We start from the raw sequence: 14,969 nt of genomic DNA on the forward strand, positions 1-14,969 counted from the left end.
TTACTGGATAAAGGCCCAAATCGCAGTCAGACCAACATAGGAAGAGATTAAAAACAAAATCATGCATAGCTTCCAGATAAAATCCTGTGCTTGTTCCCCTACCACAATGCCCCAACTTACGGTAAAATTCCAAAGACCGTTGGCAAAATGGAAAGCAGCGGCCACCAGACCAATCATGTAAAAGGCCAGCCACCATGGGTTTGCCAGCAGGTTCTGCATGGTGACATAAGAAATTTCCAGCCCGTACAAAGAATGGGCAATGCGCAGTTGCCAAACGTGAACCAGTACAAAAACAAAGGTAATCAAGGCCGTTACCCTTTGCAGATAAAACGTCCAGTTCCTGGTGTAGCAGTACCGGGTAAGGTTATTTTTCGCAACGTAAACAATATAGAGACCGTACAAGGCATGAATGGTAAGAGGAAATGCAATCAATAAGACTTCCATGACACCCAAAAAAGGAATGCTTTGCAGACGGCTCACCGCGGTATCATACAATGACGGGCTAATTGCCGCAAGCGAATTTGTGATTAAGTGCTCCATTAGAAAGAAACTGATGGGAAAGACTCCGAGAAAAGAGTGAAGTTTCCGAACAAAGAAATGATAATTGGCCAATCCGCTGTTTTCTGACGGTACTACGCTCACTTGCGACATCAGAACCCCTCCATAATGAACTTACAAGGAAAATTATATCATATTTTTAAAGTCAAACTTAATAAAAACCCCCCGGAGATCATGTATACAAGACGAACCGTTAATTGCCGTGAGCTTCCACGGCCATTAGTATTTCATCCCTTAAGCCTTTATACTTGCTGAGCCAGTTTCTTCTCTCCTGACGCAATTTGTTAACCAGTTCATGATAGGTGTCCGAATCATAATAATTCCTGGGCAGATAAGAAGTCATATCAACTCCCGGGATCTCCACAGGGACTTGATATCCCCAGTCCGGATCCTGTTCCCATCGGATGGTGCCCCTGGCAATTTCCTTCATGATGTCCGTGGACATGCCAATGGTGATCTTCTTCCCCTCCCGGCCCGGCTGCGCGCCCACCGACCCGGTGTTTAAGAGATAACATTCCATGTCGGGGTTGGCCTTTAATATTTCCAGCAGACGGTTGCCCTCTGCCGCTTCGGGGCCCATGATAAACGGGTTGGTGCCCACTTCCCTCTTGGATTGCCCGGCCTTGCCGGGATCACCGGCTGATGTCTCAATGGATTCCCCGAGCATAAAATAAGCAGCCGCCTGTTCCGGCGTGAGTTTTGCCACCGGTGGAATGATGTCGTTCCGTCTGGTGATAAAAATAATCTTATTGGCTTTTTCCAAATCGATTTTATCGTCCGTTCCGATAACCTCGCTTCTCAAAATAACGCCCCGGCCGTTGGAGGTCAGTTCCACGTTGTTAAAATCAATGGTGCCGTCTTCCAGAACCATCACATTTTCAAAAATGGCATGGGGAGAAACGGCAGCCTGGTAGAGAACTCTCTGGGACTCATCCAGACCCTCTGTCTTAATATAAAAACCGTTTTCTGTCCCGTAGCAGTAACCCCGCTCATCCATCAACACCACATCGTCCTGGCGAATCATGACTTTTTCCGGAGCTGCCAGGCCGTGGTCATGCATGGTCAGGGTGGTTTTGCCGGTACCGGACAAGCCGAACATAATAAAGCCAACATCCCTTAGTCCACCATCCGGCGCTTTGACCCTTAAAACCTTGCTGCCGGCATGGAAACCAAGCCCTCCCCTTTCCTTCATGGCAAACATGGCCTTCCGCAAAAAGGACTTTTTGCACTCGCCAAAATAATCCGGCCCCAATATATAAGTAACTTTTTCCAGGGGGTGACAGAAAATAATGCGCTGGGGCCATTCGGGCACGTAAATGCTTACAAAATCCGGTTCTGCATCCTTGTTTTTCGGCTCAAAGGTCATGTTTTTCCACTGAAAGGGAATACTGGCGAAGTCTTTGGTAATGTATAAACGGCAATGAAAACTGCAGGACGAGTGCAGGCACAATTGCCGGTCCATACGAATCACTTCTTTGTCCTTTAAAAACTCATGAACCTGGTCAGCCAGATCCAGGGCCTTTTCCGGTGCCATCCCCTGCTGGTCTACCCCCGGTTCAAAGCCCTCGCATTCCACGATAAAGGTAGCCCTGGCACTGCGGTTTCTCATCCGGGAAATATAACTGGCGCTGCCGTATTTGGTGGTTCGTTCTTTATGAGACGCCAGTTTTCTCAACTCTTCCAGGGTAGGATTATCAATGATTTTTTTGGCATCCACCTTACGTTTAAGCTTTTCCATACATCTGTCCCCTTTCCATAAAGACAATTCCCTCGCCTTTATTCCCTTTGTATACTGTATACACACAAGAGGGATTAGCAATCCTTTTTGTTTTTGATTACTTAAATCAAAAACAGTTAGACAGTGGAAGGACTGCCACCGGGAACCTGCCGCGACCTTTAGCCAGTTAATTGACTGATTCATACCTAAGGGAGTAAACTTGATCAAGTTTACTCCTCCGCATAGATTTTTCTTCCCTCCTGATAAAGGTCTCCACCAAAGGCGTCATTTACCACAATGGCCGGGAAGTCTTTCACCGTAAATTTATAAATGGCTTCCGGCCCCAAATCCGGATAGGCCACAACCTCTGCCTGCTCGATACATTTGGAGATCAGCGCCGCAGCGCCGCCGACCGCAGCAAAATAAACAGCACCGTATTTTTTCATAGCTTCAGTCACAGCCTCTGATCTGGCGCCTTTGCCGATCATGCCCTTGAGGCCTATTTCAATAAGCCTGGGGGCATAAGCATCCATGCGACCTGCAGTGGTGGGCCCTGCGGAGCCGATCACCCTGCCCGGAGGGGCCGGGGAAGGCCCCACGTAGTATATAATTTGTCCTCTAAGGTCCACCGGCAATTCTTTCCCTTGATCCAATAACTCTACCAACCTTTTATGGGCCGCATCACGGCCTGTATATATGACTCCGTTTATCAAAACCTGTTGACCAATACGGAGATTGGCCGCGGTTTCATCAGTAAGGGGTGTGGTTAAACGAACTCGGGTCACTTTTACATCCTCCCTATATGACAACAGACTTATGCCTGGCAGCATGGCAGTTGATGTTTACCGCTACAGGTAGACTGGCAATGTGGCAGCCGAAAATTTCGATATGAACGGCCAGAGCAGTGGTTCGGCCACCCAGCCCGGAGGGCCCGATACCCAGTTTGTTTATTTTCTCCAGCAGTTCCTGTTCCAACCGGGCGATATCAGGCAGCGGGTGCGGCTCCCCCACCGGCCTTAACAAAGCTTCTTTGGCCAACATCGCACACTTTTCCATGGTACCGCCGATTCCTACGCCGATAATCAATGGAGGGCACGGGTTGGGTCCGGCGTTCTTGACAGTATCCAGAACAAATTTTTTGACACCTTCCACCCCTTCGGCGGGCTTAAGCATTTTTAGGGCGCTCATATTTTCACTGCCCCCGCCTTTGGGAGCCACTGTAATCTTTAATTGCTCTCCGGGAACGATTTTCGTGTGGATCACTGCCGGTGTATTGTCACCGGTATTGACCCTTTCCAATGGGTGTCCAACAATGGATTTTCGTAAAAAACCTTCTTGATACCCTTTCCTGACACCCTGGTTAACAGCCTCATAGAGATCGCCGTTTATAATATGCACGTCCTGCCCCAGTTCCAAAAAAACCACCGCAACCCCGGTATCCTGGCACATGGGAATGGATTCAGCAGCGGCAATCCCGGCGTTTTCCACCAATAAGTTGAGAATTTCCTTGCCGCTCTGGGAGACTTCGGTCTCGCAGGATTTTTTAAAGGAGTTTATGACATCTTCTCCCAGTCGGTAGTTCGCTTCCTGGCATAAACGGGCCACTTCTGAAATGATGACACTGCAATCAATGGTCCTAATGGCTGGCAACCTCCTTAAGTTTGATGATATTGATTTACGGATTCATCTTAATGCAATATTCGTACCACAAGCCACAATGCGCCCGGTCTTAAATGACAGTCCCTTAAACAGATCATTAATGCTGCATAATATAGTATTATATACTATATTATGTGACAAATTTAAGTAAATGTGCCGGTATTTTTACTGAAAGCAGTTCTAATTTTTATAAATTAAAGCCCTAAAAACAACTATTTCAGGGTCACTTGTTTCTAATAATTACAATCCTTCTAATTATTAGAAATGTTTATATTGTGTTTTTTAATTTTATTATACAAGGTAGCCAGGGAAATATTTAAATGACGGGCCGCCTCCCTTTTTCCCTCTACACCGGTCCCGTATTTCTTCAGCGCCCGTTCAATCATCATCTGCTCCATCTTATCCAGAGGCATCAAGTCTGCTTCGGTGTTTACTGCCTCCGGGTAATTTACGGACAGGTGGGGCGCCAATTCTTTGTAGGTAATGATATCAGTATCTAAAGAAACCATAACCCTTTCCAAAACATTTTCCAGTTCCCTGATGTTGCCCGGCCAGTGATAGTGATGCAGCGCCGTCATGGCCTCCCTGGACAAACCGATCACCTTTTTACCTAATTTCCGGTTCAACCTGACAATCATGTAATTGGCCAGGTCCATGATATCTTCAATGCGTTCCCGCAGGGGAGGTAGGTTGATCTCCACCACATTCAAGCGATAATACAGATCCTCCCTGAATAAACCTTCCCGTACCAACTGTTTAAGGTTCCTGTTAGTGGCAGCGATAACCCGAACATCGACGGAAACGGGTCTGGTTCCCCCGATCCGTTCAAATTCCCTCTCCTGCAGAACCCTTAGCAGCTTGGCCTGCAGCAACGGGTTCATGTCCCCAATTTCATCCAGAAACAGTGTGCCTGAATTGGCCAATTCAAATTTGCCGATCTTATCCTTGATGGCCCCGGTAAAAGCTCCCCGCACATGCCCAAATAACTCGCTTTCCAACAGGGTTTCCGGGATGGCGGCACAGTTAATGACGATAAAGGGTCCATCTTTTCGTGAACTGGCATGGTGAATGGCATGGGCAAAAAGTTCCTTACCGGTACCGCTCTCTCCCAGCAGCAACACAGTGCTGCTGCTTTTGGCGGCCATCTGCCCGGTCATTATACATTCCTTGATGGCCTGACTACGACCAATGATCTGTTCAAAATCATATTTACTTTTGGTAACCTGACCATACTTGTCGGAAAGATTTTGAATAATGCTGGTGCTTTTCTTTAATTCTTCGATTAATTTAATAATATCTGTAATGTGTTGAAAAATAACCACAGCACCGACTATTTGATGATCGATTATGATGGGTACGGCATTGGAAATGACCTCGGCATTGCTTCCCCCGACCCTGGTGCGATAACCTTTTACCGGTACGCCTGTTTTAAGGGCCAACGCAAGGGCGCCATCGGGAGAGGCCTGAAAAATGTTTTGCCTGGTACGTTCCTCAAAGGATAGTCCGGTAATACGACAGAAGGCGGGATTGACGTAAATAATATTACCATCTCGATCCGTCACTTCAATGGCTTCCTGCACCGAATCCAAAATGGCGGAGATCATTTCTATGGGCAGCATAACCATCACCCCCCTTCCTTTATTCGCCCGTTAACAGCAAAAACCTGCTAAAAAAATGACGACCGGTCGAACAAATGTTTTGCATAACCTGCCGATAAATGTTATAATATACCAAATACAAGTCTTATCCTATGTGTTTAAGAAAGGTTGTGAACCCTTCCATGTTAAATCCCCGGGAAGAAGCTGTCTTAAATGTTATTATAGAAAATGTAAAATTAAAAGGTTATCCCCCGTCCGTCAGGGAAATCGGTGAGGCTGTGGGTCTTTCGTCCAGCTCTACCGTCCACTCTTATTTGAAAAGGTTAGAACAAAAAGGTTATTTACGCAGGGATCCTACAAAACCCCGGGCCATTGAAGTAATTGGGTTGGAAAATGGTAGGGATCACCATGCTGCGGAAACCAAACCATGTAACCAGGATGAACTGGTCAGTGTCCCGGTTGTGGGTGAAGTAGCCGCCGGTCTCCCCCTCCTGGCCGTGCAAAATTATGACGACAGGGTGATCCTTCCCCGGAGCTTTACCGGGTACGGAGAATTTTTTATACTGACAGTTCGTGGCGAAAGTATGATTGATGCAGGCATTTTACCCGGGGATTTGCTCCTGGTAAGAAGACAGGAATCCGTCAATAACGGCGAGATAGCTGTGGCCCTGCTGGATGATGAAGCAACCGTTAAAACCTTTTATAAGGAAAAAGACAGAATCCGGCTGCAGCCGGAGAACAGCCTTATGGAACCCATTTATGTCCGTGATGTAAAAATCCTGGGCAAGGTGGTAGGTCTGATGAGAAAAATATAAAGGTCGCTTTTAACGCGACCTTTACTTATTTGGACTGACAATCTTTGTTGTAATGCGGGCAAGCACTGCAGTGGTCTGCTTTGTCTTCTATGACATAGCAATATGTACCCTGTTCTTTCCAACAAGGCTTGTTTACATTCACGTTATCACCTTTAGCGCTGTTGCCTCCGCCGCTACAGTTCTTGGTATTCCAGCAGGGATACATGCTGATGATTTGCAGTACGCCGGCAATGTTTAAACCTTTTTCATTAATAAGATAATGAATAAACTGCAGCCGTTTTACATCATTGTTGCTATATAAACGCTGCTTGTTACGACGTGATGGTTGAACCAACTTATGCTTTTCCCAAATGCGCAGGGTTTCCGGATGTACCTTTAAAAGATCAGCAATAACCCCTATGTTAAACATGGGTTGATCATCATTACAAAACAAAGTGTTATCTCCTCTCACTTAAAATTTTGTATTTTTTATATAGTATATAGTCTATAAACTAAATTTGTAAATAAGCTAAATCCTTGTAAAATCTTAAGTTTTTATTAAATATCTAGTGGTTTTGGGACAAGCCTCGAAATTTTGCAGATTTTGCCGAAAGTGGTATGACCTTAGTCTACTTCCACTTCCAAATCCAGCAGCAGGGCATGTTGCTGGGCTCCGTAGACATCCGTTTCTCCCAGGGCGCCGGAAGGATATGGCCGGACAATGGTGGCTTTGATGGCGTAGGCGGGAGAAAACTCTACAATTCCAATAACCTCCTCTTCTCGGATACCGTACAGCTTGGCGATGGTGGTTTTATTAATCACCCGGGAACGGCAAGCAGCCTCAAAGGAATTCTTGTCTTTAAAAATAACATCCAAGGTCAATTCATAGGGTCCGGAATTCTTACTTCGAATAACAGAGGCGATTTGCTGTAATTTTACCAAGGCCATTTATTTCTCCTCCCCCACCGGTATGATTTCTGCCGGGAATAACATTAGCGGGTCATCAATTTCCATCAAATGATAAATGTTAAAGTTGTAAACAGCGCCCGCTTTAAAGTCCGAGGGTGAGTAAGGGAATGCCAAATTGCCTGCAGTGGCCACCCGCCCCGGGTAACCATAGTGCAGCATGGTAGAGCGGGCAAAGCTGCAGATGGTGTTGGCGATATCCTGGGTTTCCGCCACCGCTTCAATGATTATGCCCAATTCATGGGAGTCAATGGATTGTTTCGGTTCAAGCTTGCCCATGACGCCATTTTTGCCATAGATATTGAAGTGCAGGAAATACCGGTAGCCATAGCGCTTAAAGTTGTCTTTTACCCTGTCCCGCACAGCCTCCACAATATGGTCAATTTGCGAAATCATGATGGGATCCCGGCACCCGGCTATGGACACCGTCCGGTAACCCACAGGTTTGGCTCCCTCTAACTTGACAACGTAGGTTTCGCTGGGAAGGAATTTGCTGCCGGTAACCCTAACCGCCCTTTCCGTTTCCTGTGTGAAGGTTGTTTCCCGGAGATCCAAAACGCCCCCCGGACCAGGCAATATATAGGGATTGGTCTTTTCATACAGCGTATGGGCCGCCACCGAAGTGGGCGTGCACCGGCGGATTGGGTTCAGGGGCTCAACGATGAAACTATCCTCCCTCAGGGTCCCCAGTAAACAATCACTACCACTGCCCGGCGAGGCAGCGATGGCGCCGCATTCCAGTATCTTCCCCATATGGATGGCCAGCCCTTTGTCATAGCCCTCCAATAAGGCCGAGGCGCTGAAAACTGCCGGATCGTAAGACCTGCCGGCCAGCACCACCCGGGCCCCCTTCTCCAGGACGGACATAACAGGTTCCGGTCCCATTTGGGCAACAATTCTTGCTGCGGCAGTGATTTCCTCTTCCGTCAGTTGGGGAGCCGGATGTAAAGGGGAAATTTTTTTCTCCTGCAAGGCCTGCAGCACCAACTCTTTGCTCAATTCGGCATGGATGATGCCCAGGGAAAATTGCCACCCCTTTTCCCGGGCCAGTTCAATAATGATCTCTTTATTCCACTGGAGATGGGCCTCTGCGCCGCAGCCGCCGGCAGTACCAATCACCACCGGAATGTTCCGTTCCAGTCCCGCCTCTATCATAAGCTCTAAATCTCGTTTTACGGCAGTCCGGTCGGTAAAAGATACCCCGGCCCCTAGGTAGTAAGGACCCGGGTCGGTGGAACCTGCATCAACGGCGATCAGGTCAGGTTCCCGTTCCAGACCTGCCCGAAAGGATTCCTCCGGAAAACCGTAACCCAATATGGCAGTGGGAGATAAAACCCTGTATTCTCTCAATTGTTATCCCTCCAAAATAAATAAGGTAAGACCTCTGTCTCACCTTATTATATACCCAACTGCCGGTTATTTCATCAAGACCCGCGGAATGTACAGGGAAATATCCTCCCAAAGCACAAAAACAACAAGCATCATGATCATGATAGCAATGAAAGGCAAAACCCCCTTGACCACGTTCTCCAGACGGTCCTTGGCCATGGCGCTTACTACAAACAGGTTGAGACCCACAGGCGGCGTAATCATGGCCAATTCCATATTCACCGTCATCACCACCGCAAATTGAATTAAGTCGATGCCCAAATGATGAATCATCGGCAGCAAAATCGGCAGGGTGATAAGGGTAATGGAAACAGCTTCCAGGAAAGTACCCATGACAAAGAACATCAGGTTGGTGGCTAGGAAAAATAAATATTTGTTAAGATGGTTCTCCGCAATCCAGTCGGCCACCGCGTTGGGGACCTGGTTGGTGGTCAAGAAAAGGGCAAAGATCATGGCAGCCGCAATAATCATAAAGATCATGGAAGAAATATTAATGGACTCAACAAAGATAGAGCGGATGTCTTTCAAGTGTAATTCTTTATATACAAATGCCGAAACCAGGATGGTGTAAAACACAGATAGGACTGCAGCTTCTGTGGGAGTCACAACCCCCGTGTAGATACTGCCGAGAATAAAAACCGGTAGAAAGCCCCCGGGTAAAGCTTTAAGCGTCGATTTCCAACGTTCTTCCCAGCCAGCCTTTTCTCCCCGACCAAAATTATTCCTCCTGGCCGTTATCACGGCGGAGGCTAATAAGACAGCAGCCAGCAGAAGCCCCGGCAATAGCCCCCCCATAAACAATTTTCCGATAGATTCCTCTGCCACCACTCCAAAAACCACCATGGTTACACTGGGAGGGATCAAAATACCCAACGTGCCGCCAGCGGCCACCAGACCCATGGCATATCTTTTGGGGTAGCCGTTGTCAATCATGGCCGGCAGCATAATGGAACCAATGGCTGCCGCTGTGGCCGGGCTGGAGCCGGAAATGGCGGCAAATACGGCACAGGCCAGCACAGTTACTACCGCCAAGCCGCCCGGTAAATGACCCAGCCACGCTCGCAAAAAATCAATTAAATACTTGGCAATGCCACCCCGGGACATGAGAACCCCGGCAAAAACAAAGGCCGGTATCGCCATCAGGGTAGGCGATAAGAGAGAAGCAAACATTCGCTGCACAATCATATAAAGGCTGTAATCCATGGTTGTGGCCAGCACAACAATGGCAGATGTGGCCAGCGCGACGGCAATAGGTACATTGAGAAGAAAAAGAATAACAAACAGGCTAAAAATGCAAGCCGTCGCCATGTTGTTCCCCCCTGTTTTTTGCTAACCAGTGCGTTCCGCCATCCCTTAGCAAGTTATATAGCTTCTCAATAAACCGAATCCCCAGCATCACACCGCTGGCAGGCATAATCAGGTTGACAATCCAAAGGGGAAACTGGCTGTCAGTGGAGCGCTGGCCGTACAGGATATAGTTTTGTACCAGTTCCACACCGTAATAGACAAAGAAAATGGCAAAGGCCAGCCCCAGGGTATTGGAAAATATGCTGACCAACCACTTGGCGCGGACCGGCAGATAATTATAGAGCATATCCACTTTGATATGGTGATCGTTACGCAATGCCACGGACAAACCCGCCATGGTACCCCAGATAACAAAATAGACCGAAAACTCATCCAGCAGAGACTGCGGTTTGCCAAAAAAATACCTTAGGATAACGTTAATAAAAACCAATGTAAGACCAATAAACAGCATGCCACCGGAAAAATAATCTTCAAAGGCGGTATAAATCCTGCTAAGTTTTTTCAAGTGACTCCCCCCCATAGGATGAAAGGGGGCGGTAAAGATTAACCGCCCCATCAAAGAGCTTTCTTATTTACTGGCCCTGGCTGCCTCAACATACTCTTTGCCAATCTTGTCGGTATATTCCGCATACACAGGTTCCAGCGCTTTTATAAAGGCGGCCCGGTCGGTTTCTGTCAGCTCATAAATTTCCACTTTGCCGCTGGCTTTGATCCTTTCAAAGCTCTTGGCATTGAGTTCCTCAGCCAGTTTCCGTTCAAAGGCGGTGGCTTCTTTCATGGCGTCATTGATAATTTGCTGCTGTTCAGGAGTTAAACTGTTCCAGAACTTGGTGTTGGTCAGCACCACATAGTCCAGACGACCGTGACCGGATACAGTGAGGTATTTCTGTACTTCAACATATTTCTGCGTGTCAATGTTGTTGAAGGTGTTTTCCTGACCATCAACAGTGCCATTCTGCAGGGCCTGGTAGACTTCCGCAAAGGCCAAGGTCTGAGAACCGGCGCCCAGGGCCCTGAACTGGGCATCCAGCAGGCCGCCGCTCTGGGTTCTGAATTTTAACCCCTTGAAATCAGCGGGGGTTTTTAACGGACGCTTGGAATTGGTGAAATGCTTGGCACCGTTAGGCCACCAGGCCATCCCCAGCATGCCCTTGGGCTCCAGACTCTTCATCAACTTTTGACCAGCGGGACCGTCATAGAAATTATAGGCAGCCTGGTCACTGCTAAACAGAAAAGGCATATCAACCAACTGGAAAGCCGGTACAAAACCAACCAGCTTGGTTACGGAAGGAGCGATAAACTGTACGTTGTTCGCCTGCAAGGCTTCTAATTCTTCCTTATCGCCGCACAACTGGGAGGATGGAAATACCTGCACTTCCATCTTACCGCCGGACTTCTGCTCCACCAGTTCTTTAAATTTTAAAGCCGCCTGCCCCTTGGGGGTTGTTTCTGCCACCACATGGCTGAACTTAATGATGATTTTTTCATTCTTGGCCTTGGTTCCCCCGTCACCGCCACAGCCTATTATAGATAACGACAACACCGCTACTAAAAATATGGCAAAAATTGTTTTAATTTTGTACACTGTAAATACCCTCCCCTAAAATAAATATTATGAATAATCTGATAAATCAGGCCGGAAATCACCCCCTGGGGAAAAATAATAAATATACCCTCAATATACTTAATATAAATACTGTTATTCGTTAAATTGTATGTCTTAATACTAGTATGTTATAACTCATTTACCAACAAAAAAACCGTTAACGGTAGAATTTCAACCCTGAACGGTTATTCATTATCTTTCGAAGTTTGTTTGGGAGGGCGACTGTCAACACCGGGTTAAAGTGGTCCTTTACAGATCTCCACCTTTTCGCTGTTTACGGCTTTTCTGGCCTTTTTAGTTATTCCATAGGAGAACTTTATGATATAATTGCACTGGTACCTATGTACAAAAAATTATTACAAGTGTTAGGTCCCCGTCGGGCTTATTGTTGGAAATTGGAGAGAAAAAATGCTGCCAATAGAAAGATACGCTTACTGTAATTCCCTACGGGGCATGCACCCGGGGGAAAAGTTTTTATTTGCTGTGGCTTCGATGACAACCTGCCTGGCCCTAAACTCATTGACTGTATCAGGAATTGTATTGCTTCTGATGGCAGGGGTTACCGTACGGAAAGGAAGAATCCCCCTTTATTTTTATATAAAACTTTTATCAATCCCCCTGTTCTTTTTCATGGCAGGAACCATTACCATTGCAATCAATGTTATTCATAGTTCGGATCAAGTCTTGTGGAGCTGGCAATGGGCCAATCTGAGGTTCGGTATTACGGTAGAAAGTCTCCTCGCCTGCGCCAAACTTTTTCTCAGGTCAATGGCCACTGTATCCTGTTTATATTTTTTATCTCTTACTACGCCTTTAATAGAGATTATTTCGATATTAAGGAAACTTAAAATCCCCGAACTGTTCCTGGAGTTAATGTCCCTGATCTACCGCTACTTATTTATTTTGCTGGAAATGGCAGAAAAAATATACACTTCTCAATCCGCAAGACAGGGATATACCTGTATAAAAAACAGTTACCGGTCGATGGGACTTTTGGCCTCCAGTCTTCTAATGCGGTCTCATCAACGTTCTCTGGATATATATACGTCCTTAGAAGCGAGAGGTTATAACGGCACCATCAAGGTGTTGGAGCAAAGGTATCAATTATCAAAAAGAAACTTATTATTAATCGCCGGTACTGAATTATTTTTAATCTCGGTGCATTATTTAAACGGAGGAAACCTTTAATGTCAGGAAATATTTTTGAAATACAGGATCTTCATTTTAACTATCCTGATGGCACCGCTGCCCTGCAGGGCCTGTCCGTCTCCATTGAAAGAAATAAAAAAATCGCCCTTTTAGGATCCAACGGAGCAGGCAAATCAACTTTTTTACTGCATTTAATCGGCATTTTGAAACCTGATAAAGGGAAAGTCATTTTTAACGGTCAAGAATTAAAATATGACCGTGCATCATTAATAAATTTGCGCAACAAGGTGGGATACGTTTTTCAAGACCCGGACACCCAGTTGTTTTCCGCCAGTGTCTGGCAAGAAGTGTCCTTTGGCCCTATGAATTTAGGTTTGACCAATGAAGAGGTAGAAAACAGGGTCATAAAAGCTTTGCTGGATACAGGTGCATCCCATTTAAAAGATCGGGCCACCCATTTTTTGAGCTATGGTCAAAAAAAACTGATTTCCATTGCAGACATTCTGGCCATGAACCCGGATATGATCATTTTTGATGAACCCACTGCCTCCCTTGACCCAAAGTACACTCATCGCATCCTTGATCTTTTAAATGACATCAATGAAAGGGGAATCTCTATCATCATGGCCACCCACGATGTGGACAAGGCCTACCAATGGGCTGACATCATATTTGTGATGAAGGATGGCCGGATTGCAAAAGTGGGTCCACCGGAGGAAATATTCAATGACGAACATTTGATAGAAAATACCTCCCTGGAAAAACCGTTATTGCTGAAAATTTTTCAGGAACTACAGCTTGGCGGCTATATTTCCCAAAACATTACCGCACCAAGAAATGTCAATCAATTAATTAAAATTCTTCATCAGAATGCTGTAAATCAATAACATTAGTGTGTTAATGCAAAACCGGTCCTGTCGGACCGGTTTTTAAATAATCCTTTGTGTTCTTAGTTTAGCGATTCTCTATTTTACCTGCAGCACGTTCCTGGCCGCATTCAGGATACCAATGCGCACATATTCCTTGGATAAGCCGCCCTGCAGGTAAACTGCGTAGGGTTCCCTCAGGGGAGCATCAGCGCTTAGTTCCAGGGAAGCGCCCTGGACAAAGGTGCCGGCAGCCATAATTACGTCATCTTCGTAGCCGGGCATGTAGTCCGGTTCCGGCAAGGCGTGGGCATCGATGGGAGAGGCTGCTTGAATGCCCCGGCAAAAGGCAATCAGTCTCTCTGGAGTTTCCAGGGCAATGGATTGAATGATATCCGACCTGGGCTCATCGTAGGCCGGCGAAACCTTGAAGCCCAGCCTTTCAAATAACCGGGCGGCAAACACCGCTCCCTTGAGGGCTTCGGCCACGATGTGGGGCGCCATGAAAATACCCTGAAACAGCAGCCGCTGGTGTCCCAGGGACGGACCCACTTCGGCCCCGATTCCCGGGGCCGTCCAGCGGTTGGCAGCCATCTCCACCAGTTCCCGGCGCCCCGCAACATATCCCCCGGTGGGCGCCAAACCGCCGCCCGGGTTTTTAATCAGCGAGCCGGCAACCAGGTCTGCACCCACCGCAGGGGGCTCTGCGGTGTCCACCAGTTCGCCGTAACAATTGTCCACAAACACAACCGCCCCGGGAGCATGGGATTTGATAAAGGCCACCAGCCTCCTTAACTCCTCCAGTGAAAGGGAAGGACGCCAGGCATAACCCCGGGAGCGCTGCACCAGAACCACTTTGGTCCTGGCAGACAGCGCCCTTTGTATGGCCTCCCAGTCCAGGGTCCCCTGAGGAGTCAATTCCACTTGTCTGTAGCCGACCCCCAGGTCCTTCAAGGAACCGGGGGCATTTCCCCTTTTGCCGATTAATTCTTCCAGTGTATCATAGGGTGAACCCTGAACGGCCAGTAATTCATCGCCTGGTCGCAGCAGACCGAACAGGGCGATGGCAATGGCATGGGTGCCTGACACGATTTGGCTCCTGACCAGCGCTGCCTCCGCCCCAAAGACATGGGCATAGATTTTTTCCAGGGCTTCCCTGCCGGCATCGTTATAACCGTAACCGGTGGAACCTCTCAGGTGATAGTCGGAAGTTCGGGCCAGGTGAAACCCTTCCAGGACCCTGGCATGATTCACCATGGCCCTGGCTTCGATTTCACGGTATACCGGTTGCACTTCAATTTCTACTTCACTGGCAAGTTTGTCCAACTGTTCGAAATCCATGTTGCCTCCATGATTGTT

General features: G+C 47.3%; 15 protein-coding genes. 3 read left to right on the forward strand and 12 right to left on the reverse strand.

All coding sequences use genetic code 11. The features are described 5' to 3' along the window. From BUB67_RS01800 to BUB67_RS01820, 5 genes are all read right to left on the reverse strand, one after another. A complete protein-coding gene (locus BUB67_RS01800; RefSeq protein WP_084127609.1) occupies positions 1–651 on the reverse strand; it encodes a succinate dehydrogenase cytochrome b558 subunit in 651 nt (216 codons plus the stop codon). Between the two features lie 100 nt (positions 652–751). Further along, entirely contained in the window at positions 752–2,296 is a 1,545-nt protein-coding gene (locus BUB67_RS01805; protein WP_073234755.1) for a phosphoenolpyruvate carboxykinase (ATP), read from the reverse strand. Between the two features lie 209 nt (positions 2,297–2,505). Continuing rightward, positions 2,506–3,060, reverse strand: a complete 555-nt coding sequence (locus BUB67_RS01810; RefSeq protein WP_073234758.1) for a Fe-S-containing hydro-lyase — start codon at positions 3,058–3,060, stop codon at positions 2,506–2,508. A gap of 13 nt (positions 3,061–3,073) precedes the next feature. Next, entirely contained in the window at positions 3,074–3,925 is an 852-nt protein-coding gene (locus BUB67_RS01815; RefSeq protein WP_073234761.1) for a fumarate hydratase, read from the reverse strand. Between the two features lie 260 nt (positions 3,926–4,185). Next, positions 4,186–5,553 carry a sigma-54 interaction domain-containing protein gene (locus tag BUB67_RS01820; protein ID WP_073234764.1) on the reverse strand — a complete coding sequence of 456 codons (1,368 nt, stop codon included), beginning with the start codon at positions 5,551–5,553 and terminating at the stop codon, positions 4,186–4,188. A 161-nt stretch (positions 5,554–5,714) separates the two neighbouring features. Between BUB67_RS01820 and lexA the strand changes: the two genes are divergently transcribed. Continuing rightward, positions 5,715–6,347: a transcriptional repressor LexA gene (lexA, locus tag BUB67_RS01825; protein WP_073234767.1), complete on the forward strand. Its 633-nt coding sequence runs from the start codon at positions 5,715–5,717 to the stop codon at positions 6,345–6,347. Between the two features lie 25 nt (positions 6,348–6,372). Here the strand turns inward: lexA and BUB67_RS01830 are convergent, their stop codons facing one another. The 6 genes from BUB67_RS01830 to BUB67_RS01855 form a co-directional block, all read right to left on the reverse strand. Next, positions 6,373–6,780: a MerR family transcriptional regulator gene (locus tag BUB67_RS01830; RefSeq protein WP_073234771.1), complete on the reverse strand. Its 408-nt coding sequence runs from the start codon at positions 6,778–6,780 to the stop codon at positions 6,373–6,375. A gap of 170 nt (positions 6,781–6,950) precedes the next feature. Next, positions 6,951–7,274, reverse strand: coding sequence for a DUF4387 domain-containing protein (locus BUB67_RS01835; RefSeq protein WP_073234775.1), 324 nt, complete (start codon positions 7,272–7,274; stop codon positions 6,951–6,953). Beyond that, the gene (locus BUB67_RS01840) at positions 7,275–8,642 is read right to left on the reverse strand and encodes an acyclic terpene utilization AtuA family protein (RefSeq protein WP_073234780.1); all 1,368 of its coding nucleotides are present in this window, start codon (positions 8,640–8,642) and stop codon (positions 7,275–7,277) included. A gap of 66 nt (positions 8,643–8,708) precedes the next feature. Continuing rightward, entirely contained in the window at positions 8,709–9,989 is a 1,281-nt protein-coding gene (locus BUB67_RS01845) for a TRAP transporter large permease (protein ID WP_073234785.1), read from the reverse strand. Beyond that, entirely contained in the window at positions 9,967–10,494 is a 528-nt protein-coding gene (locus BUB67_RS01850) for a TRAP transporter small permease (protein WP_073234788.1), read from the reverse strand. Before BUB67_RS01850 ends, BUB67_RS01845 begins: the two co-directional genes overlap by 23 nt. 63 nt (positions 10,495–10,557) lie before the next feature. Next, the gene (locus BUB67_RS01855; RefSeq protein ID WP_073234791.1) at positions 10,558–11,574 is read right to left on the reverse strand and encodes a TRAP transporter substrate-binding protein; all 1,017 of its coding nucleotides are present in this window, start codon (positions 11,572–11,574) and stop codon (positions 10,558–10,560) included. Between the two features lie 429 nt (positions 11,575–12,003). Between BUB67_RS01855 and cbiQ the strand changes: the two genes are divergently transcribed. Further along, a complete protein-coding gene (gene cbiQ, locus BUB67_RS01860) occupies positions 12,004–12,783 on the forward strand; it encodes a cobalt ECF transporter T component CbiQ (protein WP_073234796.1) in 780 nt (259 codons plus the stop codon). After that, complete coding sequence (locus BUB67_RS01865) at positions 12,783–13,631, forward strand: energy-coupling factor ABC transporter ATP-binding protein (protein WP_073234799.1); 849 nt, start codon at positions 12,783–12,785, stop codon at positions 13,629–13,631. The genes cbiQ and BUB67_RS01865 overlap by 1 nt, the downstream gene beginning before the upstream one ends. 78 nt (positions 13,632–13,709) lie before the next feature. Here BUB67_RS01865 and BUB67_RS01870 read toward each other — a convergent pair whose 3' ends face one another. Continuing rightward, the gene (locus BUB67_RS01870) at positions 13,710–14,951 is read right to left on the reverse strand and encodes a methionine gamma-lyase family protein (protein ID WP_073234802.1); all 1,242 of its coding nucleotides are present in this window, start codon (positions 14,949–14,951) and stop codon (positions 13,710–13,712) included. Between the last annotated feature and the right edge of the window lie 18 nt (positions 14,952–14,969).

The organism is Desulforamulus putei DSM 12395, from assembly GCF_900129195.1.
GTDB lineage: Bacteria > Bacillota > Desulfotomaculia > Desulfotomaculales > Desulfotomaculaceae > Desulfotomaculum > Desulfotomaculum putei.